Source organism: Amycolatopsis sp. lyj-112 (assembly GCF_046549055.1).
Lineage (GTDB): Bacteria > Actinomycetota > Actinomycetes > Mycobacteriales > Pseudonocardiaceae > Amycolatopsis.
Window position 1 is genome coordinate 474,022 of sequence record NZ_JAJPWS010000005.1, and the last position, 24,032, is coordinate 498,053.

Below are 24,032 nucleotides of genomic sequence, written 5' to 3' on the forward strand. Positions count from 1 at the left end.
AGTAGCAAACATTCGGTTGCTATAACTTTGTATAGCAACCGGGCGATTGCGTCAAGGCGCGATTCAGGAGGGCGTGTACAGAGCGCCGAGGAATTCCAGGAGCAGCCGCTCCCGAAGTGGTCCCGGCGCCGCGGCCAGCAGAGCGTTGATCTCCGCCATCCTCGCGGGCAGCCCGGCGCCGTCGCCGAGCCCCGCGGCCGCCAGCAGGCCGGCGAACTGCTCGGACGTCAGCGTGGCGGGATCCAGCGCGGCGACGAACTCGGCCACGTGCGGGTCGATGACGACAGGGCCGCTCTCCCGGGCGGCCTTCACCGAAGCGGTGAGATCGGCGAGGAACTCCTTTTCACTACCTCGATTCGCGGCCGTCACGGTCAGGTGCAGGTTCGCCGGCGACGCCTCGTGCGCGAACTGCGGCTGGACGTACCAGCCTCGCTCGCGCATCTCGTCCGCCACGGTGAACAGGTCGAATCCCGCATCGGGGTCCGTGGTGAACGCGAGCAGGGTCGACACCGGATCGCCGAGCACGCGTACCCCGTCCAGCGCCTCGACTCCGGCGCGGATCTCCACGGCCGCCTCGCGCGCCGCGGAAGCCAGCCGCGCGTAGCCGTCGTCGCCGACGTGCCGCACGACCGCCCACGCGGCGGCGAGCGGGCCACCGGACCGCGTGCTCTGCAGGGTGGTGTTCAGCATCGTGTAGCCGGGCCAGGCGGCACTGGCGAAGTACTGAGACCGGCGCAGTTCCGCGTTGGCGTGCAAGAGAACCGACACGCCCTTCGGGCAGTACGCGTACTTGTGCAGGTCCACCGAGACGCTGGTGACACCGGGGACGTCGAAGCCGAACGGCCCGAGATCCGCGTCCAGGTACGGCAGCACCCAGCCGCCGATGCAGGCGTCCACGTGGAAGCGGACGCCGTTCAGCAGCGCCGCGATCTCCGGGATCGGGTCGAGCACGCCGTGCGCGTACGACGGGGCACTCGCGACGACGAGGACCGTCGTGTCGTCCACGGCGGCGGCCATCGCGTCCGGGACGGCGCGGAAGGTCACCGGGTCGACCGGGACCGAAAGCGCGCGGACACCGAAGAAATGCGCGGCCTTGTGGAACGCCGCGTGCGCGGTCGTGGGCAGCACGATGCTCGGCGACGTCACCTCCGGATGCGCGTCGCGGGCGGCCAGCACCGCGAGCATGCACGACTCGGTGCCGCCGGAGGTCACCGAGCCGACCGTCTCCCCTGTGCCGCCCAGCAGCCGGGCGGCGGAACCGACGAGGTCGTTCTCCATCCGCAACAGGCTGGGGAACGCTGTCGGGTCGAGACCGTTGGCCGACGACGCCAGCGCGTGGGCCGCGGCACCCAGTTCGTCCACTTCGGACAGTCCGCTGTCGTAGACGTAGGCCAGCGTCCGGCCGCCGTGCGTCGGGAGGTCACCCGCGCGCAGCTCCCGCAACTCCTCCAGGACGTCCTCGGCGGTCACGACCGGCGCTCCAGCACCGACTTGCGCAGCAGCGGGATGCCCAGCACGATCAGCACGGCCGGGAGGATCGACGCGCCGAGCAGGATCGCCGTGAGCGCGCTGTCCGGCTGCGCGGCACTGGCGTCGACGCTGGACTGGTAGCCGCCGAGCTGCAGCACGAGTCCCCACAACCCCGGTCCGAGCGCGAGCCCCAGCGTCTCCGACGCCGTCCAGACACCCGCGGTCACCCCGGCCCTGGTCTCGCCGGTCCGCTCCTCCTCATCGCTGATCAGGTCCGGCAGGATCGCCAGCGGGAACACCGAGATACCCGCGTACCCGACACCACAGAAGGCGACGAACACCATCGTGACCGCGAACGGGAACACCTGTGCGCCGAGAAGTCCCAGCAGGCCGACGCCGAACGCGGCGGTGGCGATGCGGAAACCGGCCAGCTTGCCCAGGCTCGCCCCGAGTCTCGGCCACAGCGGCATGGTCAGCAGCGCCGGGCCGACGAAACCGACGAACAGGACCGTCGAGTACGCCGAGCTGCCGAGGATCCGTTCGGCGAAGAACGGGATCGCCGCCAGCACCGTGCCGATGCCGAGCGCCTGGATGAAGTAGACCCCGAGCAGCCAGCGGAACGGCCGCCACTGCGCGAGCGTCCGGAACAGTTCGCGCGGGCTCACCGTGTTCGGCCGCAGCGCGCCGACGGGAGCGTCCTTCAGGCCGAAGTACACGCCGAGCGTCGCGAGCAGGATGATCACGGCGATGAACACGCCCATGACGCGGTATCCGGCGACGCCGCCGATGAGGTCGGTGATCGCGGGCGCGCCGCCACCGGAGATCAGGATGGCGACCGCGAGGAAGCCGATCCGGACACTGGTCAGCTTCGTGCGTTCCTCGGCCGAATTGGTCAGCTCGGCGGGCAGCGCGTTGAACGGCACCTGGAAGAAGGCGTAGGCGGTGGCGCACAACAGGAACACGACGACCACGTAGATCGCGTCGGGCACCGGGGCACCGAAGCCCGGGTGCGCGAACAGGGCCGCGAAGAGGATCGAGACGCCGATGCCGCCGTAAAGCAGGAACCGGCGGCGGCTGCCGGTGCGGACCATGTCCGCGTCCGACAGCCTGCCCGCGATCGGGTTGAAGAGGACGTCCCACGCTTTGGGAACGAAGACGATCAAGCCGGCCACGCCGGCCGCGACGCCCATCGTGTCGGTGAGGTACTTCAGGAGGAGCAGGCCGGGAACCGTGCCGAAGGCGCCGGTGACGAACGAGCCGAGCGAGTAGCGATACCTCGTTCGTGCTGGCAGCGATGCCATGATCCTCCTCGAGGCGATTCTCCCGATGAAGGCCTCAGTATTGGATCTTGGCCACCACCGGGTAGTGGTCGGAAGGAATCGTGCCACCGTCGTAATGCACGACCTGTACCGGGCCGACAGCGGCGAGTGGGCGGCCGCCTCCGCGCACGGCGCCGATGTAGTCGAGCGAGTCCCGGTAAGTCGCCGGAACGGACTTCGCGGCGTGCGGGTTCGTCGCCGCGTCAAAGGTGTACTCACCTTCGCCCGCCGTGCGGAGAACGCCGTCGAGCACGGCTTCTCCTTGCTGGACCTGGGTCCGGCCGAGGCCGTCCTTGCGCTCCTGGCCGGCCCAGTACTCGATGTTCAGGTCCCCGGCGATGACGACCGGCTCCGTGGCGGGCGCGTATTTCGTGACCAGGTCACGGATCTCGCCGAGCTGGGCCATCCGGATGTCGTGCGCCTTCGGCAGCGTCTCGGGTCCTTCGTCGGCCTGCATATGGGTGCCCGCGATCCAGAGCGGCTTCCCGTTCACGACCAGGCGGGCGAGTGCGGCGCCCTTGTTGGACAGGTAGTCGCTCGTGCCGGAGTAGGAGTTGCCGAACACCAGTTGGTGCTGCTCGGTCACCGGGGCCTTGCTCAGCACCGTGACCCCGCCGTTGACCACGATCGGCGAATTCGAGCAGTTCCCGTTCACCGTGGTCCAGCCCGCTGACGCCTTGCAGGACTGGCCGACGAGCGGCGTCTGGTGCGGCCAGAGGTCCTTCAGGCGGTTTCGCAGATCTTCCGCCTGAGCGCTGAATGCCTCGTCGAGGACGACGACGTCGGCGTCGTTCGCGCGGATGACGGCTTCCGCCGCGCTCGCCCTCGCCTTCTTGTCGGAGACATTCGGGCTGGCGATCCACGGCAGCTGCCAGATGTTGAACGACAGCACCTTCACCGATGTGACGGCTTGCGCGGGCACGGTCATGCCCGAAAGCAGCGCGACGGTGGCGACGACGAGTACGGCGAGCTTCCGCACAGAAGACCCTTTCCGATCAAGAGACGACGAACGTCCGCGAGGTTCCGCTGAACGCGGAGATCGCCCCGTTCCAGCCGTTCTTCCAGTTGCCGAAGTGGACCACGCGGTATTTGCCGATCGGGGCGTTCGCGGGGATCACCCAGTGGACGCCGGCTTTCGATTCGGCGACGAACGTGCGCGTCCAGTGGAACTTCGTGTCCCAGTCGCCGTCGTCGGCGTGGCGGACCCACTTGCCGTCGACCAGTCGCTGGATCTCCAGGAACGTGCCGCCGCGGCGGAGGTCGTTCTTCGGATGCCCGGTCACGAACTCGACCGCGACCTTCTCACCACGCCGGTAGGTGCTGTTGGCATCGGTCAGGACGTCACCGAAGGACTTGAACGCGGGCGGGCTGTCGAAGACGACGCCGGGCTGGAAGTTGATCAGCTTGCCTCGCAGATCCCTCGGCGTCGGCCCGTGCGGCACCGTCTTCCCGGCCTTCATCGCGGCCGCGAGCTTGCCGAATTCCTGCTGGTACGCCGGAAGTGTGTACCGGCCGTACAGGGTCGACGCGCCTTCGTACTGCTGCGAGTCATACTCCTCGGGCGTGGTGACGTACTGGCTGTAGGCGTTGGAGTAGCCCTGGACGAGCACGTTCTCCAGCGGTACGCCCAGTTCCGCGGCGACGGTCCGGCGCAGCCGCAGCCCGGAGACGATGGTCAGTTCGGCGGGCACGGCCACCAGATGCAGCTGTCCGATCCGGACGATCTGCAGCGGCAGGACCTCCGGTGTCCACGGGTACGGCTTCATCGCACCGAACGGGACGGCGACGACCTTCGGCGCCTGCGCGTCGGCGAGCGCCTGCGGGATCGGCGCGTCGATGCCGCCGAGCCAGTCGATGAACGGGTTCTTCACGCCTTCCGGCAGCGGCAGCCCGGGGCCGTCCTCGCGGCTGCCGGCGAGCATCGACACCCCGATCGCGGCGGTGCAGGTGTGCTGCGGGCGCCCGTTCGGCGTGTACTTCGCGTCGACGGCGACGTCGGACATGTCCACGTAACACATCCGGTGGTCGACACCGCCTGTCACGGCTTCGGCCGCCGCGTCGAACGCGCTCTTCGCCGCGCGGAACTGGAGGTCGCCGATCGTGCGGGTGTTCTCGAACTCCGTCTCCGGTGTCCCCGGGGACAGGTTCAGGTTCGGGCTCATGTCGCCGGTGTTGGTCTGCGGGAACGCCGCGACGAACCGCGATGGCCCGTCGAGGTAGCGCACGCCGGCGTGGTCGTGCTCCCACTCGTAGGCGGCGTAACCCTTGTTGTCGCCGCTGATCAGGTGGTTGCCGTTGCTCATCGACGTGCCGTGCGTGGCGAACCAGCTGATCGCGCCGACGTCGGTTCCGCCCTGGCTGAACCGCAGCACCGTGACGGCCGGGTCGATCGCCTGCGGGAAGTGGTCCTTGTCCGCCTTCGGGTTCAGGTCGAACGCCTTCCGCGAACGGTTGACGCTCGCCTTGGTCAGCTCGGCGCGGCCGAGGCGGATCGACCCGGGAGCGAGGTTCGCGTGCGCCCGGCTGATCGCCTCGAAGATCCCGTCGACGACGGCGTCGTACACCTCCTGCTGGAAGCCGAGGATCGCCAGATCGTAAGCGGCGTAATGGGAATCCCCGCCGCAAGCGGAGTGTGTGTGCGTGGCGTTCAGGAGCACGTTCTGCTCGGTGTAGAGGGTGCCGTACGCGGCGGCGAGCTTACGCATCACGCCTTGGTGGACCGACTGGAAGAGGGCGCCGAGGTCCGCGGTGACGAACGCGATCCGCTTGGCGCCGTCGTCGACCACGAAGGCCCGCGCCCGGGTCCGCAGGTGGATGCCGGCGGTCTGCTGCTGCGGCATCGAGTAGCCCATCATGCCGTTCTCGGCGGCCGGGCCGGTGACGTCGGAGATGCCGACCCCGACACGGAACCCCTGCTGCGGACTCGCTTGCGCCGCCTGTCCCGCCTGCGCGCCGAGCACGCCCGCCGCGACCGGCAAAGCCGCCGCACCTGCAAGAACCCGCCTCCGGCTGACCGCCATGAGCTACACCTCCGGCCACGAACATGAACCGACTTCATGTTCGTGGCCGGGACGCTACGTGATGGGCCTCACGGTCGCAACCTACGAAAGGCACCTGGGGGTTCTCGCGGAACTGTCATGAAAGGGTCTTTCAGGACAAATTTCGTCCTGAAAGACCCTTTCATGACATCCCATGACCTTGCGCAGACCTACGAAAGGGTCGCCGCGACCTTCGTGAGCGTGGCGGCGTCACCCCGCAGGAGCAACGTCGTCACCACTGTCTCTTCCCAGGCGGCGAGCTCGTCGCGGATCTTTTCGGCAGGTCCGATCAAGGAAGTGTCCTCCACCAGAGACGTCGGGATGGCCGCGATCGCCTCGTCCTTCCGCCCGGCGAGGTACAGCTCCTGGACCTTGTCGGCGACGTCCTCGTACCCCATCCGGGCGAAGACGTCGTGGTGGAAGTTGACCGTTTTCGCGCCCATCCCGCCGATGTAGAGCGCCAGCGACGGCTTGATCCAGCTCGCGGCCGCCTCGACGTCGTCGTGCACGAGTACCGGAACGGAAGCGGCGACCTCGAAGTCGTCGAAACCGTGCCGGGCACCGGGACGCGAGAAGCCTTCCTGGAGCGCGGTGCGATAGAAGCCGTCGCTCTTGGGCGAGAAGAACAGCGGGAGCCAGCCGTCGCAGATCTCCGCCGACAGCGCCACGTTCTTCGGCCCCTCCGCGGCGAGGTAGATCGGGATCTCCTTGCGGAACGGGTGCACCGTGGACTTCAGCGCCTTCCCGAGTCCCGTCCCGCTCTGCAGCGGCAACTGGAAGTGCTGTCCGTCGTGGACCACCGGCGCCTCGCGGGCGACGACCTTCTGGACGATGTCGACGTACTCCCGGGTCCTGGCCAGCGGCTTCGGATATGGCTGTCCGTACCAGCCTTCGACCACCTGCGGACCGGACGCGCCGAGCCCGAGCACGAACCGGCCGCCGGAGAGGTGATCCAGCGTCAGCGCGTGCATCGCGGTCGCCGTCGGGGTGCGCGCCGACATCTGCACGATGTTGGTGCCGAGCTTGATCCGGCTGGTCGAGGCGCCCCACCAGGCGAGCGGGGTGAACGCGTCCGAGCCGTAACCTTCGGCCGTCCACACGGAGTCGAAGCCGAGTTCTTCGGCGCGCAGGACCGCGTCCAACGCACCCTCGGGCGGACCGGAGGACCAGTAACCGAGGTGGTAACCAAGCTTCATCGAGGCTCCTAGTCAGACGTTCGGCGAGTAGTGCTCGGGTTTGCCCCGCTCCGAAAGCGGCGGAAGGTTCCGCGCGGGAGTCTCGACCAACGGGGCGCCCGGAGCCAGTTCGCCTCGCTCCCGCCGCCAGCCCGCCCGGGCGCGGGGGTGGTAGCGACGATCGCGCGGGACCAGTTTGAACGCCGTGTTGATCAGCTTGCCGGTCCGCCGATGCCGCCGCTCGTCGCGTTCGGTCCAGGTGTAGCCGAGGAGTTCGCGGATCGGCGGGTCGTACAGCCCGACGGTCATCCAGACGAAGTTCCGCGCCACTTGGCCGCGCACGAGGTTCCAGGCGAAGTCCGGTAACCACGGCAGGAAATGCGGCTTCGGGAGGTCTTTGATGTCGAGGACATCGCGGGTCGCCTTGTTGTCCTCCAGCACGTCCTCGCACATGCGCTTCCAGTACAGCTGGAAGTCCTCCCACGACTCCGGCACCGGGCGCATGCTCATGCCGTACATCTCGTACCACTGGACGTGTTCGTCGAACAGCTTCCGCTTCTCCGCCTCGCCGATGCCGCCGCAGAAATTGTCGGCGATGAGGATCGCGCTCATGAAGAACGTCGAGTGCGCCCAGTAGAAGGTGTCCGGGTTGAGCGCGTGGTAGCGCCGCCCGTGTTTGTCGATGCCCTTGATCCGATCGTGGTAACCGCGGACTTCGAGGGCGGTCTGCCGCGCCCGCGGGCCGTCGTAGATCACTCCCCCGATCGGGTACAGCGAGCGGAACAGGCGCTGCCAGCGCTCTTCGAAGAAGCGGGAATGCTCCTCGACGCCCGCGCCCAGCTCGGGGTGCATGTTCTGCATCGAACCGGCCCACAGCGCGATGAGCAGCCCACGCCAATCACCGAAGTACTTCCACGTCAGCGAATCCGGTCCCAGCGGCTGCGGCTGTGTCATCCCCGGTCTCCTCAATGAGCTGGTTAAATTGACCACAACTGTTGTCAGGTTAAAGTTGACAACGGCCGTAGTCAACAAGAGGAGCCGATCATGGCCGGCCGAAGCTGGGCAGGCACCACCCTGGACGACCGCAAGGCCGCCCGCCGGGAACAACTCGTCGAGGCGGGCCTCGACCTGCTCGGTACCCAGGGCAGCGCCGGGGTCAGCGTCCGCGCGGTCTGCCGCCACGCCAAGCTCACCGAGCGGTACTTCTACGAGAGCTTCACCGACCGCGAGGAACTGGTCGTCGCGGTCTACGAGCACATCGGCGAGCAGGCGCGCCAAGTCCTGGTCGACGCGGTCAGCGACACCCCCGACCCCGCCGACCGGGCCAAGGCCGCCGTCCGGGTCTTCGTCGAGCTGATGGTCGACGACCCGCGCAAGGGCCGGGTGCTCCTGCTCGCGCCGATCACCGATCCCGCGCTGACCACGCGCGGGATCGCGCTCCTGCCCTCGTTCGCCGAACTGGTCAGCGGACAGCTGTCGCACGGCGACGCGGTCGAACGGCAGATGATCTCGATCGGCCTGGTCGGGGCGCTGAGCAACGTGTTCATCGCCTACCTCGACGGCTCGCTCAAGGTGAGCCGTGAGCGCCTGATCGACCATTGCGTCCGCCTCGTGCTCGGCGCCGACCGTCAACCTTGACCGCGTTCGGCCACCAGCTGAAGCGCGATGTCGATGATCATGTCCTCCTGACCGCCCACGTACTTCGCGGCGCCGACCCGGTAGAGGATCTCGTGCGCGGGGACGCCGTACCGTTCGCCCGCACGTTCGGCGTGCAGCAGGAAACTCGAGTACACGCCCGCGAACCCCTGCACGATCGACGAGCGGTCCATCACCGGCAAGCGCGTGATGTAGGGCTTCACGACGTTCTCCGCCGCGTCCATCAGCACGTCCTTGTCGACGCCGGTGCCGATACCGAGCCGTTCGAACGTCGCCGCGAGAACCTCCGTCGGGGAGTTGCCCGCACCCGCGCCGAGCGCGACGAGCGAACCGTCGATCTGCCGGGCGCCCGCGCGGTAGGCGAGCACGGAGTTCGCGACGCCGAAGCTCAGGTTCTGGTGCCCGTGATAGCCGACCTGCGCCTGGTCGCCGCATTCCGCGACCAGCGCGGCGATCCGGTCGCCCGCCTCTTCCAGGATCAGCGCCCCGGCCGAGTCGACGACGTAGACGCATTGGCAGCCGGCGTCGACCATGATCCGGCCCTGCTTCGCGAGCGCCTCGGGCGTGGACATATGCGACAGCATCAGGAAACCGACCGTCTCCAGGCCGAGGTCCCGCGCCGCGCCGAAGTGCTGGACCGACACGTCGGCCTCGGTGCAGTGGGTCGCGATCCGCACCGCGCCCGCGCCGAGGTCGGCCGCCACCCGGAGATCGCCCATCGTGCCGAGCCCCGGGAGGAGCAGCACCGCGATCTTCGCCTGGCGTGCCTCGTCGACCGCCGCCGCGATCAGTTTCCGTTCGTCCACCAGGGAAAAGCCGTAGTTGAACGTCGAGCCGCCGAGCCCGTCGCCGTGGCTGACCTCGATCAGCGAGATCCCGGCGGTGTCCAGTGCCCGGACGGTGTCGCGCACGTTCTTCTCGGTGAACTGGTGCGCCATCGCGTGACTGCCGTCGCGCAGGCTCGTGTCGACCAGCCGGACCTCGCGATCGATGTCATCCCACTTCACGCCGCCACCTCCTGAGTGGCCAGCAGGTCGCCGACGCGGGCGGCCGCGGCCGTCATGATGTCGAGGTTCCCCGCGTACTTCGGCAGGAAGTCCCCGTTCCCGGCGACTTCGAGGAACACCGCGACCCGGGCCTGCCCGTTCCAGCCCGGCCGGGGCGGGTCGAACTGCGGATCCGCCTTGAGCGTGTAGCCCGGCACATATGCCTGGACGTCCTGGATCATCCGGTGGACGGACTCGGTCACCGCGTCGAAGTCCGCGTCCGGGTCGATCGCGCAGAACACCGTGTCCCGCATGATCATCGGTGGTTCGACGGGGTTGATGATGATGATCGCCTTGCCGCGGCTCGCTCCCCCGACCAGTTCGATACCGCGGGCGGTGGTCGCGGTGAACTCGTCGATGTTCGCCCGCGTACCGGGCCCGGCCGAGCGCGACGACACGGACGCGACGATCTCGGCGTAGGGCACCGGTGTCACCCGGGAGACGGCGTGCACGATCGGGATCGTGGCCTGGCCACCGCAGGTGATGAGGTTGACGTTCGGCACGTCCAGCCGGTCGGGCAGGCCGACGGCGGGGCAGGTGAACGGCCCGACCGCGGCCGGGGTCAGGTCGATCGCACGGATCCCGGCGCTCGCGTACCGCGGCGCGTTCGCCAGGTGCGCCTTCGCCGAGGTGGCCTCGAAGACCAGATCAGGCAGTTCTTCGCGGGAGAGCAGCCAGTCCACGCCCTCGGCCGAGGTCTCCAGCCCCAGTTCGGCGGCCTTCGCCAGCCCGTCCGAATCCGGGTCCACGCCGACCATGTACCGCACCTCGACGTGCTCGCTGCGCCTCAGCTTCGCGAGCAGATCGGTGCCGATGTTGCCGGGACCGACGATCGCGGCCACCGCTTTCCGTTGCGCCATGCCCGGTGACGCTCCCCGAGGAGATAGGGCACACTCAACCCATGCGTGCCGCTGGGCGGAACGACGACTCCGGACGGAGCGGAGCGGACGGCCTCGTGGCCGCCCGGATCACCGCGCTGCTTTCGGCCTTCCGTCCGGGCGACGAAGCCCTCGGTGTCTCCGAACTCGCGCGGCGGACCGGGCTGGCGAAGTCCACTGTGCACCGTCTCACCGGTCACCTGGTCGCCACCGGACTGCTCGAACGCGAAGACTCGGCACTGCGGCTCGGGCTGAAGCTGTTCGAGATAGGCCAACTGGCGGTACGGCGCCGTGGACTGGTCGAAGCGGCCCGCCCGTACCTCGCCGATCTCCGTGAGGCGACGCGGAACACCGTGCATCTCGCGGTGCTGGAAGGCACCGAGGTCGTCTATCTCGACATCTTGCGCGGGCCCGACGCACCGTCCTTGCCTTCCCGGATCGGTGGGCGATTTCCCGCTCACGCCACCGGAGTCGGAAAAGCGATCCTCGCGTATTCTCCCGAATCCGTGGTGGCCCAGGTGATCGACGCCGGATTGCCCAGGGTGAGCGTCCGGACGATCACCGCCACCGGATTACTCCGCCGCCAGCTCGCGAAGATCCACAGCGACGGGATCGCGTTCGAAAGGGAGGAATCCGGCGTCGGTGTCGCCTGCGCCGCCAGCCCGCTGCTCGACGCGAAAGGTGTTGCGGTGGCGGCGTTGTCGATCTCCGGCTGGGCGAATCGCATGCACACGAATCGCGTCGCGCCCGCGGTACGAACGGCGGCTTTGGCGCTTTCCCGCACTTTGTAAGTAAATAGCGGCCATTCTCGGGGTTCGCTTTAATAAAGATCAAAAAGTCTTTCTCCCTTTGACCATGGTCACCCTTGATCCAGGGGGCTACGATCCGCGAATGGCCCAGCACCGGGGGGACGCGCCACCGGGTCAAGTCCCCGCGATCATCGTGAGCCGTCGCCGGGTGGAGGCGGCCGCCCGCCGGTTGCTGTCCGTCGATGTCGTGCTCGCCCTTCTCGTGGTCACCGGCGGCCTGCGGGTGCTCCATCTGGCGTCACCGACGCCTTCCCCCGCCACCGAACCGGCGACCATCGCGCACGTCTTCGCCTTGAGCCACCTCGCGTCCTTCACCGACACGGGCGCCACCGGGACGACGCCGTTCGGCTGGTGGCAACTCGCCGGGTACTCCCTCGTCTCGCGCGCGTTCGAACGCGAACCCTCCCCCGTGCCGGCGGTCCGCGAGACGATGGTGCTCGCGGCCGTGCTCTGCGCCGTCCTGCTGTGGATCCTGGCGCGGCGGCTGGGCCTGCCGTTCTGGGCGGCGACCACGGCCGTCGTCCTGATGGCGGTCTCCCCGCTCGCGATCGGGCTGCAGCGCGTGGTGATCGTCGAACATCTCGCCGTCACGTGGGTCTTGGCCGCGCTCGTCCTCGTTGCGACACCTCGCGAACACGCGCGTGCGTGGCATGACGCCCTGGCCGCGCTGTGTCTCCTCGCGGCCGTGCTCACCTCGCCGCTGGCTCTGCTGACGCTCCCCGCGGCCGGCTGGATTCTTGCCCGAAGACGCGAGGCGTCGCGTGTCGCGTTCACCGCCGTGGTGTTCACCCTCGGCCTCGGGATCGCCTTCGGTCCGGCGGCTTCGGTGCTGCGCCCGGACCTCCCCCGCCCCGGGCCACCGGGTCTCGGTACCTGGGTCGCGCTGGATCCGGTGCTCGTCGTGCTGTCGATGGTCGCGATCGTCGCCGGGATGGTCCTGCCCCGCACCCGGCCGCTCGCCGTCTCCGCGCTGCTGATCGCCGCGGTCCTCGCCTGGCCCGCGGCCCCCGTCGAACTCCCCCTCGCCCTCCTGCTCCCGCTGACCCCGCTGCTCATCGCCGAAGTCGCGACCACGGTCGCGGAGGGCACGCCACAGGCGGGGCACCGGCTGGTCCCGATGCGGCATCCCGTCTCCGCCCTCGTGCTCGCCACGACCCTCGTCCTCATGTCCGTGGCGGGCTGGGTGCACGGGTTCGGCAGGCTGAGAGCGGAGCCGTCCGCCGGGATCGCGCTCACCCAGGCGCGGGAATGGTTGCGGGACAACGCCTCCGGTGCCGCGGTCCTGGTCGACGACGCGAGCTGGACCGCACTCGCCGTGGACGGCTGGCCCCTCGGTTCGCTGGTCCCGATCGGCACCTGCGCGGCCACGTGCACCTCGCCGGAATGGGCTGTCCTGACCGCTTCCGGACAGCGTGACCGGCAGCGTTTCCCCGCCGCGTCGGCCTTTCTCTCCGGTACCAGCCGGGTCGCCGTATTCGGTTCGGGGCCGGAGACGGTCACCGTCTCCCGGTTCGGCGAACCCACGGATCTGCCCGGCGAGAGCGGCGAAGCCGGAGCGCGCGCCCGGGCGGGCGCGGCGCTGGCGTCCTCCGGTCAGGTGCACTGCGAGGGGCAGACCCGCGACGTCTTGGCCGCGGGCGACGTCGACCCCCGGCTCATCGCCACGGTCGCCGCACTCGCCACGCTCCAGCCCGTCCGGCTGGTCGGATTCCCTTCCGCGCCCGGCGAAGCCGCCGCCGGCCAGCCGTTGCGCCGCCTCGTCCTCTCGGGCCAGGACGAAGCGTCCATCTCGGAGTTCTACGCCGGACAGCGCGCCATCTTCGAACCCGCGTCCGTCACCCGCGTACCGGGCGGGGTGCTCGTGACGTACCCGTTGTTCCCGCCGCCCGGGCTGCTCACGCCGTTCTCCGCACCCTGACCCCCGGCAAGAAAGGTCCCCGCCATGCGCCTCCTCACCGTTCTGCTGAGACCCGCCGGCGTGTTCGCCGCCGTCGTGATGTTGTTCGGCGCCCTGCCGATCACGGCGCAGGCCGCCCCCGGCCCGGGCGTCGGCTGGATCCGCGTCGGGCACCTCTCTCCCAAGGTCCCCCCGGTGGACGTCTATTTCGCCGCGTTCGGCAAGGCCGAGAAGGTCGTCGTCCGCAAGGCGGGCTACGGCGCGGTGACGCCGTACTCGTCGGTGACTCCCGGCGCGTATACGGTTTCCATGCGCCCGGCCGACGCCGCCGCCTCGTCGCCACCCGCGTTGAGCGCGACGATCGAGATCAAGGAGTCGAGCGCCCACTCCCTGCTGGTGTTCGCGAACGCGCCCGGCGGCGGGTTGCAGGGCGATCTGGTCCAGGACGATCTGACCGCGCCCGCGGCGGGCAACGGGCGGGTGCGCATCGTCCAGGGCTCGGCCGCGCTGGCGCCGGTGACCGTCAGCGGCCCCGACGGGAAGTCGGTGGCGAACGACGCGGCGTACGGCGTCACGACACCGTACGCCGACCTGCCGGAAGGACGCTGGCCGCTGAAACTGACTTCCGGCACCACTTCGGCCGAGTCCATTGTGGACGTCAAGGCAGGTTCGACGACCAGCCTGCTGGTGACCGAGAACGGGACCGGGCTCAAGACCGAGGCCATCGCCGACGGCGCCACCCTCCCGGACCCGCCGAAGCTCGGCGTCGAGACCGGTGGTGGCGGGACGGCTTCCGAGACGCTTCCGTGGTGGCCGTTCGCGGCCCTGCCGATGCTGGCCGGACTGGCGTTGCTGCTGATGCGGCGACGCCCGGCGCATGACCGCTGAGTTCTCCCGGCGAAGCGTGTTGGCCTTGCTGGGGCTGGCCGCGGTCGCCGCGTGCGCGCCCGCTCCGGCGATGGACCGGCCGGTCCTCGCCGGGGTGGCGCCCGCCACCTCGAACGCGCCCGGCCCGCTGCCGCTGCCCGCCGAAGCCGACGTCTCCCCGGTCCGGCTGGCCATCCCGGCGATCGGCTTCGACCAGACCGGCCTCATCCCGCTCGCCCTCGGTCAAGCGGGCGAACTCCAGGCGCCGGAACGGTTCTCCGATGTCGGCTGGTACGAAGACGGCCCCGTGCCGGGCGATCCCGGGCCCGCCGTCATCGCCGCGCACGTCGACTCGCGAGCGGGCCCGGCACCCTTCTTCCGGCTGCGCGAACTGCGCTCCGGCGACGAAATACGCGTCACGCGATCCGACGGCCCCGAAGTCGTGTTCTGGGTCGATTCCGTCCAGCACTACCCGAAGAACGACTTCCCGACCCAGGCCGTCTACGGGCCCACGCCGGGAAGCGCGCTCCGGTTGATCACCTGCGGCGGGGCTTTCGACGCCGCGAAACGGTCCTATCGGGACAACGTCGTCGTCTACGCCTCCCCGCGCTGGGGCTAGGCGCTGGGGAGCCCGGTGAGGCGGGGTCGTGTGAGTCACCAGCGGCGCGATGCGCGTGAGGGCCACCCTCAGGGACTCTGAGTCCCTGAGGGTGGCCCTCACGCGCTTGAGAATCCGCCGCCCGGCGCTAGGCGCTGAGCCCGCGCCGGATCAGCTCTGGCCGCACGCCTTCGCCGAACCAGTACGCCTCCTCCAGGTGTGGGTACCCGGACAGGACGAACTCCTCGATGCCGTGCGAGTGGTACTCCTCGATCAGATCGGCGACCTCGCTGTGGCTGCCGACGAGCGCGGTGCCCGCTCCCCCGCGCACCAGGCCGATCCCGGCCCACAGGTTCGGATGGATCTCCAGACCCCGGACTCCGCCGTCGGTCTTCCCGCCGTGCAACGCCGCCATCCGTTGCTGGCCAACGGATTCGCTGGCGGACAATTGCCGCTAAGTATGCGCGATCCGCTGGGGATCGATCGCGTCCAGCAGCTTGCCCGCCTCGGCCCACGCCTCCGCCGAAGTGTCGCGCGAGAGCGTGTGGAGCCGGATGCCGAACCGGAGTTTCCGGCCCTGTTCTTCCGCGAGCTCCCGGACCTTGGCGATCTTCTCGGCGACCTGCGCGGGCGGCTCACCCCAGGTCAGGTAGACGTCGGCGTGCCGCGCCGCGATCGGCAGCGCCGCCGACGACGAGCCGCCGAAGTAGATCGGCGGCACCGGATCCGGGGCCGCGATCGTGGTAGCGCCTTCGACCTTGAGATGCTCGCCTTCGAAGTCGAAGGGCTTGCCGCTCCACACCCCGCGCACGATCTTGAGGAACTCGCCGGTGCGGGCGTAGCGCTGGTCGTGGTCGTGCCAGTCACCGAACCGGCGCTGCTCGACCGCGTCCCCGCCGGTGACGACGTTGAGCAGCACGCGCCCCTGCGAGATCCGCTGGAAGGTCCCGGCCATCTGCGCGGCCAGCGTCGGCGAGACGGTACCCGGCCGGAACGCCACCAGGAACTTGAGGGTTCTCGTCTCACGGATCAGCGCCGCCGTCGTCAGCCAGGCGTCCTCGCACCAGGTGCCGGTCGGGGTCAGTACCCCCTCGAACCCGTTGGCCTCGGCGGCTCGCGCCACCTGCGCCAGGTAGTCGAGGCTCGGCTCGCGCGCGGCGGTCGCCCCGGCGGCACGACTGGCGTGGAAGTGCTCCACGATCGTCCGGCCGTCGCCGGTGGTGGGCAGGAACCAATGCAGCTTGACGGTCACCCGTCCGAGCTTCTGCGTGGTGGGCGGCTCCGGTCAACCGGCGGGCACTCGGTCCCGCGATCTGGACACCCGCCCCGCGTTTAGTCCTCTAGTTGCGGTCGTTGCACACGCAAGTACCGCGACCAGAGGACTAAACGCGGGGTTTCCGGGACTCAGCTGCCGAACATCAGCCGCCACTCCTCCGGCGACCGCGGCTGGAACACGAAGTTCGTGTCCTTCACCTGCGAGAGATTCGAGAACGGCTCGGCCGAGTACTGGTGTCCCGGGTACACGACCGGATCGCCGTCGAGCCCCGCGAGCCACTGCAGGCTCCGGTAGATCGCGTCCGCGTCGCCGCCGGGGAAATCGGTGCGGCCACAGCCTTCGAGAAACAGCGTGTCACCCGAGACGAGTTTGCCGTCGACCAGGAAGCACTGGCTGCCCGGTGTGTGCCCGGGCGTGTGCAGCAGCCGGATCGGCACCGCGCCGACCTCGAGGACCTCGTCGTGTTCGTGCGAGCGGAGATCCGTCTCGGAGACGCCGGTGGTGCGGCGGACCCACTCGGCCTCCTCGGCGTTGACGTGGATCGGGACCTGGACACGCTCCAGCAGCTGCGCGATCCCCGGCAGCGAGAAACCCATCATCTCGCCGCCGACGTGGTCCGGGTGGTGATGCGTCGCGAGCACCCCGGTCAGCCGCATGCCATCGGCTTCCAGGACGTCGAGCAGATCGCCCACGGCGTAGGCCGGGTCGACGATGACCGCTTCGTTCGACTCCCGATCGCCGATCAGGTAGGCGAAGTTGACCATCTGTGTCGCGACGGGGTCCCCCACCGCGAAGTCGCGGCCCGCGAGCAACTGCCGGAAGTACAGCCTGTCAACCATGGCGCACACCTTACGGCGCTATCCACAGTGCTATTCCCCGACGGTGCCGTCGGCCAGCTCTCGCAAGATGTCCAGATGCCCGACGTGCCGCGCGGTCTCCTGCAGGACGTGCGCGAACACCCAGCGCACGGTGAACTCCCCTGACCGCCGCGCCCGCTCGCCCGGCGAGATCCCGGCCAGTGACTTCTCCGAATGGGCCCACTCACCGCGGTACGCCTCGACGATCGAACGCGGATCGTCGTCTTCGGTCAGGTTCCAGCTCGGGTCCGGCGAGCCTTCCCACAACGACGGCAGGTCCGCGCCGCCCGCCTCGATCGAGAGCCACCAGCGTTCCACCGCGGTCAGGTGTTTGAGCACGCCCAGCGCGCTCATTCGCGGCGACGCCGGCAGTGGCGTGGCGGCCGCCTGCTCACGGGTCAGTCCGGCGACCTTGTTCACCGCGGTGGCCCGGAGGAAGCGCAGGAAGTCCCACTGGATCCCGGCTTCGTCCTCGGCGATCCCCGCCGGCCAAGACCGGTCGACCGGCTCCGACACTCTCGAACTCGTGTTCGACATGGTGATCACCTTACACACGGGACAGGGCTAGGCTGGCGCTCCATGTGGTGGGGTTTGCTCTGCGCGTTCTTCGCGGCCTGTGCGTACGGCGTCGCTTCGGTGATGCAGGCGATCGCCGCGAAGGCGACCTCCGGCGCCGAAGACCGCGTCGATCCCAAGCTGTTGGTGCGGGTACTGCGGCAGTGGAAGTTCGTCGCCGGGCTGGCGCTGGACGTCGTCGGCTTCGTCGCCCAGCTCGCCGCGCTGCAGGTGCTGCCGCTGTTCGTCGTGCAGGCCGCGCTCGCCGGGAGTCTCGCGGTGACGGCGGTCGCGGCGCGGACGCTCGGTGTCCGTTTGGGACGTCGCGAGTGGACGGCGGTCGCGGTCGTCTGCGCCGGGCTCGGGCTGCTCGGGATGTCGGCGGAGAGCGAGGGCTCGTCGGAGACCGGGCTGGGCTTCCGGCTCGTCCTCGTGGGTGTGGTGGTCGTGCTCGGCACGGCCGGGATGCTCGCGGGAAGGGCGCCGCGGCGGATCCGGACGCCGGCGCTCGGCCTGATCGCCGGGCTGTGCTTCGGCGTGGTCGCGCTGTCCGGCCGGGTGCTCACCAGCCTCGCCCCGCTCGACCTGCTCACCGATCCGGCCACGTACACCCTCGCCGTGTCCGGCGCGATGGCGATGCTGTTCTACGCCACCGCTCTGCAACGCGGCAGCGTCACCACCTCGACCGCGATGATGGTGATCGGCGAGACCGTGCTCCCCTCGCTGGTGGGGGTTCTGGTACTCGGCGACACCACCAGGCCCGGTTTCGCGGCGGTGGCCGTGGTCGGGTTCGTGCTCGCGATCTCGGCGGCGCTCGCGCTGGCCCGCTTCGGCGAACCGGCGCCGATCGAGCCGGTCAGCTCGCCGATCGCCTGAAACCGCCGCGCGACACCAGCAGCCAGGCCAGGTACGCCCCGCCGATGGCGCCGGTCACGAGCCCTACGGGCAGGCCGGGGAGCAGCTGCTGGGTGATCAGGTCGCTCGTCACCAGCAGGAGCATGCCCATCAACGCGGCCGCCGCGAGCCCGGCTCCCGAAGAACGGGTGAGCCGCTTCGCCAACTGCGGCGCGGCGAGCGCCAGGAACGCGATCGGGCCGGCGGCCGCCGTCGCGATCGAGCAGAGCCCGACGCTGACGCCGAGCAGCACGATCCGGCTCCGCTCGACCGGCACACCCAGCCCCTTGGCCGAATCGTCCCCCATTTCCAGCAGGGAAAGCCTTCTGCCGTAGACGAAGGCGGGCGGAAGCAGCACGGCGACCGCGATCGCGACCGGGACGACGTGCTCCCAGCCGCGCCCGTTGAGGCCGCCGACCAGCCAGGCCTGCGCCGCCAGCCCGTCCTGCCAGGCGGCCCGGGTGATCAGGTAGGAGTTGAACGCGATGAGCATCGCGTTCACCCCGATCCCGACGAGGATCAGCCGGAACGCGTGCACCCCGCCCTTGAACGCGAGCAGGGCGATCAGAACCGCGGTCACGACGCCGCCGACGAGCGCGCCGAGCGACACCTGGAGCATCCCGCCGTGCACCACGATGATCGTCAACAGGGCGCCGGCGGCGGCGCCTTCGGTGAAGCCGATGAAGTCGGGGCTGCCCAAGGGATTCCCGGACAGGCTCTGCAGGATCGCGCCGCTCACCGCGAGCGCGCCGCCGACCAGCAGCGCGGTCAGCAGCCGCGGGAGCCGCAGGGTGGTCACGATGAACTCGGTGCTCCGGTCACCGAAGCCGAACAGCGTCTTGATGACTTCGCCGACGCTCAGCGGGTAGTCGCCGGTGGTCAAGCTCACCGCGCCGACGAAGAACACCGCGACGGCCAGCAGCACCACGACGACCGTCGCCCTCGGGGTGACACGCAGGGACAGTCCGCCGCCCGGGGTGCGCAGGACGCGGGTGCTCATCGGTGGGCGCTCCTTGATCGCGGTCACAGCCGGGCCAGCTTCCTGCGACGGCACAGCGCGAGGAACACCGGTGCGCCGAGGAACGCGACGACGATGCCCGCCTGCAGTTCCTCCGGCGGGTTCAGCACGCGGCCGACGACGTCGGCGCCGATCAGCACGATCGGCGCGATCAGCATCGAATACGGCAGGACCCACCGCTGGTCGGGGCCGACCAGCAGGCGCGCGGCGTGCGGCACGGCGAGCCCGAGGAACAGGACCGGCCCGATGGCCGCGGTGCCCGCGCCGCACAGCAGGGTCACCACGACGGCGCCCCAGACCCGGGTGCGGCCCACGTGGGCGCCCAGCGCCTTACCGGTCTGGTCGCCGAGCGCGAGTATGTTGAGCGGCCGGGCGAGCAGCAGCGCGATGATCACGCCGACCACCACGAACGGCGAAATCTGCAGCAGTACGTCCCATTTGCGGCCGCTGAGCGAACCGACGTTCCAGTACCGGAACTGGTTGAAGGTCTCCGGCATCAGCAGGAGCACGCCGACGATGTAGGCCTGGAGCACCGCCATGACGGCGGACCCGGCGAGCACGAGGCGGTCCGGCGTGGCGCTGCGGCCCGCGGCGCCGAGGACGTACACCACGACCGAGGCGATCGCCGCGCCGGCGAAGGCGAACCAGATGTAGCCGAGCACGCCGGAGACGCCGACGAAGGCGATACCGGAAACGACCGCCGCCGCGGCGCCGGTGTTGACGCCGAGCAGGCCCGGGTCGGCGAGCGGGTTCCGGGTGAGCGCCTGCATCACCGCGCCCGCCAGGCCGAGCGCCGTGCCGACGACCACGGCCAGCAGGGTCCGGGGGATGCGGAGGTCGTGGATGATCACGGCGTCGGTCGACCCGTCGTTGTGCCAGAGCACCGACCAGGTGGAGGTGAACGGGATGCTCTTCGACCCGACCCAGATACTGAGCAGGAAAACGAGCGCCAGCAGGCACAGCCCGAACAGCAGGCCACCGACACGGAAGGTCCGTGCCGCCGCGCTCGGCGGGGCCGCCGCCTCGGGCGGGCGTTCGGTGACGACCACGATTCCTCCTTCAGCAGCGCACATGACTTCTCGGCGGGAAAACATACCTCGAAGTGAGGCGAGGCTAACCGAACGCCGGAGTTCACCTCGACGACCAGCCTACTTAGACTAGCCTTACCTACCCCGAGGAACGGAGGCGCCGGTGACCGCAACGGCCACCACCAGCCGGAGCGTGCTGCGCCAGGCGATTTCCGGCCAGCGACGCCATGTCGTGCTCGCATCCGTGCTCGCCGCGGGCCATCAGGGCGGCGAGGCGCTCGTCCCGGTGATCATCGGCCTGGTCATCGATCAGGCCGTCACCGGAGGCTCCGTGGGCTCCCTCGTGATCTGGCTCGCCGTGCTCGGCGTCGTCTTCGCCGGACTGTCCTACAGCTACCGATTCGCCGCGCGCGCCGCCGAAGGAGCATCCCTGCGGGCCGCGCACGACATCCGTCTCGCGATCAGCAGGCGCGTCCTGCATCCCGGCGGTGGCGCCGAAACCGGGAAGCTGGCCGGGGAACTGGTGAACGTCGGCACGAGCGACGCGCAGCGGGTCGGGGTGATCAACGCCGCGCTGCCGTTCGGGATCGCCGCACTGGCCGGGGTGCTGGTCAGCGCCGTCGCCCTACTGCGCATGTCCCTCCCCTTGGGACTCCTCGTCCTTCTCGGCACACCGCCGCTGCTGTACCTGGCGCACCTCATCGGCAAACCGCTCGAACGGCGCAGCGAGGCCGAACAGGAACGGTCCGCGCACGCCTCGGGGATCGCCGTGGACCTGGTCGCGGGACTGCGCGTGCTCAAGGGCATCGGCGCCGAGTCGACGGCCATCGCGCGCTACCGCGAAACCAGCCAGAACTCCCTGAAGGCGACCCTGCGCGCCGCCAAGGCGAAGGCCTGGCACGACGGCTCTTTGCTGGCGCTGACCGGGATCTTCATCGCGATCGTCGCCCTCGTCGGCGGCCATCTCGCCTCGTCGGGCGCGATCAGTGTCGGTGATCTCGTCGCCGCCGTCGGCCTCGCGCAGTTCCTGCAAACGCCCTTTCTGATCTTCTCGTGGGTCAACGCCGAACTAGCCCAGGGCCGCGCGTCGGCGGGCCGGGTCGCCGAAGTCCTGTCGACTCCGGAGGCCGTCCGCGCCGGAGGCGGCGAACTTCTTCTGCCCGCCCAGGGAAACGTCCGGCTCACCGCGGTCTCCTACGGCAGCCTGCGCGGCCTCGACCTCGACGTCCCCGCCGGGGAACTCGTCGGCGTGGTCGCCACCGATCCGGCCACCGCGACCGATCTGCTCGATTGCCTCGGACGCGCGGGCGATCCCACCGAGGGCACGGTCCTGGTGGACGGCGTCGATCTGTCCACAGTGGACCCGCACCTCGTCCGCGGAGTCGTCCTGGTCGCCGCGCACGACGCGGACCTGTTCGAAGGAACGCTCGCGGAGAACGTGCTCACCGGCGGCGCTTCGCACGACGAGGCCCTGGTGGCTTCGGCGGCCGACGAGGTCGCGGCCGCCCTGCCCGACGGCGTCGAAACCGCCGTCACCGAACGAGGACGCTCCCTCTCCGGCGGACAGCGTCAGCGTGTCGCCCTGGCCCGCGCGCTCGCGGCCGAAGCCCCCGTTCTGGTCGTGCACGACCCGACGACGGCGGTGGACACGGTGACCGAAGCGAAGATCGCCGCCGGGCTGGCCCGGCTACGACAAGGACGGACGACGATCCTGGTGACCACGAGTCCCGCCCTGCTGGCCGTCACCGATCGCGTCGTCGTCCTCGACGGCGGCCGGGTGACCGGTGAAGGCGCGCATGCCGAACTCGCCCACGAGCGTGCCGACTACCGTTCGGCGGTGCTGTCTTGAGCCGCGAACTCCTGCCCACCGCCGACGGAAAGCGGATCCGCGCCGTCCTCGGCGAACTGCTCCGCACGTCGAAGGCCCGCGCGCTCGGCGCGTTCGCCATCCTCGTCGGGGCGACCGCGATCGGGCTGCTCACCGCTCCCCTGCTCGGGCACATCGTCGACCTCGTCACCGGCGAGAAGCCGGCCACCGAACTGACCACCCCGGTGGTCGCGCTGGTCCTGGTGGCCATCGCGCAGGCGATCGCGACCGCGTTCGGCGTTTCGCTGACCGCGCGGCTCGGTGAGACACTGCTCGCCGAACTGCGGGAGCGGTTCATCGACCGCGCCCTGAACCTGCCGCTGGACCAGGTCGAACGCGCCGGCTCGGGCGACCTCACCGCCCGGGTCACCAACGACGTCACCGTCGTCGCGCGGGCGGTCCGCGAGGCTTTGCCCGAACTGGGCCGCTCGGCGCTGACGATCGTGCTCACGTTCGCCGCGCTCGGCGTCCTCGACTGGCGTTTCCTCCTCGCCGCGTTGCTCGCGACGCCGATCCAGATCCACACCGTGCGCTGGTACGTCCGCAACGCCGTCCCGCTGTACGCGAAGCAGCGGATCGCGACTGGCGACCAGCAGCAGCAACTCCTCGACACCATCGGCGGCGCGAAGACCGTCCGCGCCTTCCGGCTGGCCGACGCGCATGTGGAGCGGGTGCGGCAGCGGTCGGAAGGCGCGATGGAACTGATGCTGCGCGGCGTCCGGCTGATGACCCGGTTCTTCGCCCGGCTCAACCTGGCCGAGTTCATCGGCCTCTCCGCCGTGCTCGCGGCCGGTTTCCTGCTGGTGGGCAACGGCGCGGTGACCATCGGCGCGGCGACGGCGGCGGCGTTGTACTTCCACAGCCTGTTCGGCCCGATCAACACCGCGCTGGCGCTGGTGGACGACGCGCAGGCGGCCACCGCGAGCCTCGCCCGGCTGATCGGCGTCGCCGACCTGCCGGCCCCGCGTGAACCGCAGCGGCCGGCCAAACCCGTTGACGCGTCGGTGAAGGCGGCCGGGATCAATCACTCCTATGTGGACGGACACCCCGTGCTGCGCGAGGTCGATCTGCACCTCGCCCCCGGCGAGCGGGTCGCACTGGTCGGCGCGAGCGGCGCCGGGAAGACGACGCTGGCCAAGCTCATCGCCGGGATCCACACTCCCGGCTCGGGCACGGTCTCCGTCGGCGGTGTCGCGCTCGGCGAACTCGGACCGTCCGCGACCCGGCAGGCCGTCGCGCTGATCAGCCAGGAGGTGCACGTCTTCTCCGGATCACTGGCGGACGACCTGCGCCTCGCCCGCCCCGGCGCGTCGGACGCGGATCTGCGTGCGGCACTGGAGAAGGTCGGCGCGCTCGGCTGGGCCGAGGCGCTCAGCGACGGGCTCGCCACCGTGGTCGGCGAGAGCGGGCACCAGCTGACCGTCACCCAGTCGCAGCAACTGGCGCTGGCGAGACTGGTGCTCGCGGACCCGCCGATCGCGATCCTCGACGAGGCGACGGCCGAAGCGGGCAGCGCGGGCGCGAAGACCCTCGAAGCCGCCGCGGCGGCCGCGCTCGAGGGCCGGACCGGACTCGTCGTCGCCCACCGGCTCACCCAGGCCGCGGCGTCGGATCGCGTCGTCGTTCTCGACGCGGGCGAGGTCGTCGAAAGCGGTACACACGACGAACTCGTGGCCGCCGGTGGTCGGTACGCAACGCTTTGGGCGGCCTGGTCGGACAACCGTTGACGGACGTGATCGGCGACGCAGCGTCGCCGGTTGCAATCGCCCGACCAGAGTCTTAGG

Annotated in this window: 20 protein-coding genes and 1 pseudogene; 8 read left to right on the forward strand and 13 right to left on the reverse strand. The window is 70.0% G+C overall.

Annotated features, from left to right (window positions below):
- Positions 1–63: 63 nt before the first annotated feature.
- The 6 genes from ACLJRL_RS20890 to ACLJRL_RS20915 form a co-directional block, all read right to left on the reverse strand.
- Positions 64–1,470: a pyridoxal phosphate-dependent decarboxylase family protein gene (locus ACLJRL_RS20890; protein WP_410657895.1), complete on the reverse strand. Its 1,407-nt coding sequence runs from the start codon at positions 1,468–1,470 to the stop codon at positions 64–66.
- Positions 1,467–2,771, reverse strand: a complete 1,305-nt coding sequence (locus tag ACLJRL_RS20895; RefSeq protein ID WP_410657896.1) for an MFS transporter — start codon at positions 2,769–2,771, stop codon at positions 1,467–1,469. The genes ACLJRL_RS20890 and ACLJRL_RS20895 overlap by 4 nt, the downstream gene beginning before the upstream one ends.
- 34 nt (positions 2,772–2,805) lie before the next feature.
- Positions 2,806–3,768, reverse strand: a complete 963-nt coding sequence (locus ACLJRL_RS20900; RefSeq protein ID WP_410657897.1) for a sphingomyelin phosphodiesterase — start codon at positions 3,766–3,768, stop codon at positions 2,806–2,808.
- 16 nt (positions 3,769–3,784) lie between these two features.
- Positions 3,785–5,809 (reverse strand): neutral/alkaline ceramidase, encoded by a 2,025-nt coding sequence (locus tag ACLJRL_RS20905; protein WP_410657898.1) that lies wholly within the window; start codon positions 5,807–5,809, stop codon positions 3,785–3,787.
- Between the two features lie 188 nt (positions 5,810–5,997).
- Positions 5,998–7,023 (reverse strand): LLM class F420-dependent oxidoreductase, encoded by a 1,026-nt coding sequence (locus tag ACLJRL_RS20910; RefSeq protein WP_410657899.1) that lies wholly within the window; start codon positions 7,021–7,023, stop codon positions 5,998–6,000.
- 12 nt (positions 7,024–7,035) lie between these two features.
- Positions 7,036–7,956: an oxygenase MpaB family protein gene (locus tag ACLJRL_RS20915; RefSeq protein ID WP_410657900.1), complete on the reverse strand. Its 921-nt coding sequence runs from the start codon at positions 7,954–7,956 to the stop codon at positions 7,036–7,038.
- 90 nt (positions 7,957–8,046) lie between these two features.
- On the opposite strand from ACLJRL_RS20915, the gene ACLJRL_RS20920 reads away from it, so the two are divergent.
- The gene (locus ACLJRL_RS20920; RefSeq protein WP_410657901.1) at positions 8,047–8,640 is read left to right on the forward strand and encodes a TetR/AcrR family transcriptional regulator; all 594 of its coding nucleotides are present in this window, start codon (positions 8,047–8,049) and stop codon (positions 8,638–8,640) included.
- Here the strand turns inward: ACLJRL_RS20920 and dmpG are convergent.
- The gene (dmpG, locus tag ACLJRL_RS20925) at positions 8,631–9,665 is read right to left on the reverse strand and encodes a 4-hydroxy-2-oxovalerate aldolase (RefSeq protein WP_410657902.1); all 1,035 of its coding nucleotides are present in this window, start codon (positions 9,663–9,665) and stop codon (positions 8,631–8,633) included. The two genes, ACLJRL_RS20920 and dmpG, sit on opposite strands and share 10 nt — an antisense overlap.
- Positions 9,662–10,564: an acetaldehyde dehydrogenase (acetylating) gene (locus ACLJRL_RS20930; RefSeq protein ID WP_410657903.1), complete on the reverse strand. Its 903-nt coding sequence runs from the start codon at positions 10,562–10,564 to the stop codon at positions 9,662–9,664. The genes dmpG and ACLJRL_RS20930 overlap by 4 nt, the downstream gene beginning before the upstream one ends.
- A gap of 41 nt (positions 10,565–10,605) precedes the next feature.
- Here ACLJRL_RS20930 and ACLJRL_RS20935 point away from each other — a divergent pair, with 41 nt between their 5' ends.
- The 4 genes from ACLJRL_RS20935 (at position 10,606) to ACLJRL_RS20950 (ending at position 14,774) form a co-directional block, all read left to right on the forward strand.
- Entirely contained in the window at positions 10,606–11,373 is a 768-nt protein-coding gene (locus tag ACLJRL_RS20935) for an IclR family transcriptional regulator (protein ID WP_410657904.1), read from the forward strand.
- 100 nt (positions 11,374–11,473) lie between these two features.
- On the forward strand, positions 11,474–13,309 hold the full coding sequence (locus ACLJRL_RS20940; RefSeq protein WP_410657905.1) for a glycosyl transferase: 1,836 nt from the start codon (positions 11,474–11,476) through the stop codon (positions 13,307–13,309).
- Between the two features lie 24 nt (positions 13,310–13,333).
- Positions 13,334–14,176, forward strand: a complete 843-nt coding sequence (locus ACLJRL_RS20945) for a DUF4397 domain-containing protein (protein ID WP_410657906.1) — start codon at positions 13,334–13,336, stop codon at positions 14,174–14,176.
- Positions 14,166–14,774 (forward strand): class F sortase, encoded by a 609-nt coding sequence (locus ACLJRL_RS20950; protein WP_410657907.1) that lies wholly within the window; start codon positions 14,166–14,168, stop codon positions 14,772–14,774. Before ACLJRL_RS20945 ends, ACLJRL_RS20950 begins: the two co-directional genes overlap by 11 nt.
- A 127-nt stretch (positions 14,775–14,901) precedes the next feature.
- Here ACLJRL_RS20950 and ACLJRL_RS20955 read toward each other — a convergent pair.
- The 3 genes and pseudogenes from ACLJRL_RS20955 to ACLJRL_RS20965 form a co-directional block, all read right to left on the reverse strand.
- Positions 14,902–16,005, reverse strand: a pseudogene (locus ACLJRL_RS20955) (LLM class flavin-dependent oxidoreductase).
- Between the two features lie 152 nt (positions 16,006–16,157).
- Entirely contained in the window at positions 16,158–16,868 is a 711-nt protein-coding gene (locus ACLJRL_RS20960; protein ID WP_410657908.1) for an MBL fold metallo-hydrolase, read from the reverse strand.
- Between the two features lie 30 nt (positions 16,869–16,898).
- On the reverse strand, positions 16,899–17,423 hold the full coding sequence (locus ACLJRL_RS20965) for a DinB family protein (protein ID WP_410657909.1): 525 nt from the start codon (positions 17,421–17,423) through the stop codon (positions 16,899–16,901).
- Positions 17,424–17,465: 42 nt separating this feature from the next.
- Between ACLJRL_RS20965 and ACLJRL_RS20970 the strand changes: the two genes are divergently transcribed.
- A complete protein-coding gene (locus tag ACLJRL_RS20970; protein ID WP_410657910.1) occupies positions 17,466–18,317 on the forward strand; it encodes a DMT family transporter in 852 nt (283 codons plus the stop codon).
- On the opposite strand, the gene ACLJRL_RS20975 is transcribed toward ACLJRL_RS20970, so the two are convergent.
- Together ACLJRL_RS20975 and ACLJRL_RS20980 are read right to left on the reverse strand one after the other, a co-directional pair.
- Positions 18,298–19,335: a FecCD family ABC transporter permease gene (locus ACLJRL_RS20975; protein WP_410657911.1), complete on the reverse strand. Its 1,038-nt coding sequence runs from the start codon at positions 19,333–19,335 to the stop codon at positions 18,298–18,300. The genes ACLJRL_RS20970 and ACLJRL_RS20975 overlap by 20 nt on opposite strands.
- Before the next feature lie 23 nt (positions 19,336–19,358).
- Complete coding sequence (locus ACLJRL_RS20980) at positions 19,359–20,402, reverse strand: FecCD family ABC transporter permease (RefSeq protein WP_410657912.1); 1,044 nt, start codon at positions 20,400–20,402, stop codon at positions 19,359–19,361.
- Between the two features lie 142 nt (positions 20,403–20,544).
- Here ACLJRL_RS20980 and ACLJRL_RS20985 point away from each other — a divergent pair, with 142 nt between their 5' ends.
- Positions 20,545–22,230, forward strand: coding sequence for an ABC transporter ATP-binding protein (locus tag ACLJRL_RS20985; protein ID WP_410657913.1), 1,686 nt, complete (start codon positions 20,545–20,547; stop codon positions 22,228–22,230).
- On the forward strand, positions 22,227–23,975 hold the full coding sequence (locus ACLJRL_RS20990) for an ABC transporter ATP-binding protein (protein ID WP_410657914.1): 1,749 nt from the start codon (positions 22,227–22,229) through the stop codon (positions 23,973–23,975). The genes ACLJRL_RS20985 and ACLJRL_RS20990 overlap by 4 nt, the downstream gene beginning before the upstream one ends.
- Positions 23,976–24,032: the final 57 nt, after the last annotated feature.

What these genes read in the sequence shown, in the direction of transcription:
- ACLJRL_RS20930 (WP_410657903.1), bottom strand. Translation starts at nt 10,564, where the DNA reads ATGGCGCAACGGAAAGCGGTGGCCGCGATCGTCGGTCCCGGCAACATC.
- ACLJRL_RS20895 (WP_410657896.1), bottom strand. Translation starts at nt 2,771, where the DNA reads ATGGCATCGCTGCCAGCACGAACGAGGTATCGCTACTCGCTCGGCTCG.
- ACLJRL_RS20945 (WP_410657906.1), top strand. Translation starts at nt 13,334, where the DNA reads ATGCGCCTCCTCACCGTTCTGCTGAGACCCGCCGGCGTGTTCGCCGCC.
- ACLJRL_RS20960 (WP_410657908.1), bottom strand. Translation starts at nt 16,868, where the DNA reads ATGGTTGACAGGCTGTACTTCCGGCAGTTGCTCGCGGGCCGCGACTTC.
- ACLJRL_RS20950 (WP_410657907.1), top strand. Translation starts at nt 14,166, where the DNA reads ATGACCGCTGAGTTCTCCCGGCGAAGCGTGTTGGCCTTGCTGGGGCTG.
- ACLJRL_RS20920 (WP_410657901.1), top strand. Translation starts at nt 8,047, where the DNA reads ATGGCCGGCCGAAGCTGGGCAGGCACCACCCTGGACGACCGCAAGGCC.
- ACLJRL_RS20910 (WP_410657899.1), bottom strand. Translation starts at nt 7,023, where the DNA reads ATGAAGCTTGGTTACCACCTCGGTTACTGGTCCTCCGGTCCGCCCGAG.
- ACLJRL_RS20975 (WP_410657911.1), bottom strand. Translation starts at nt 19,335, where the DNA reads ATGAGCACCCGCGTCCTGCGCACCCCGGGCGGCGGACTGTCCCTGCGT.
- ACLJRL_RS20935 (WP_410657904.1), top strand. Translation starts at nt 10,606, where the DNA reads ATGCGTGCCGCTGGGCGGAACGACGACTCCGGACGGAGCGGAGCGGAC.
- ACLJRL_RS20940 (WP_410657905.1), top strand. Translation starts at nt 11,474, where the DNA reads ATGGCCCAGCACCGGGGGGACGCGCCACCGGGTCAAGTCCCCGCGATC.
- ACLJRL_RS20965 (WP_410657909.1), bottom strand. Translation starts at nt 17,423, where the DNA reads ATGTCGAACACGAGTTCGAGAGTGTCGGAGCCGGTCGACCGGTCTTGG.
- ACLJRL_RS20970 (WP_410657910.1), top strand. Translation starts at nt 17,466, where the DNA reads ATGTGGTGGGGTTTGCTCTGCGCGTTCTTCGCGGCCTGTGCGTACGGC.
- ACLJRL_RS20915 (WP_410657900.1), bottom strand. Translation starts at nt 7,956, where the DNA reads ATGACACAGCCGCAGCCGCTGGGACCGGATTCGCTGACGTGGAAGTAC.
- ACLJRL_RS20905 (WP_410657898.1), bottom strand. Translation starts at nt 5,809, where the DNA reads ATGGCGGTCAGCCGGAGGCGGGTTCTTGCAGGTGCGGCGGCTTTGCCG.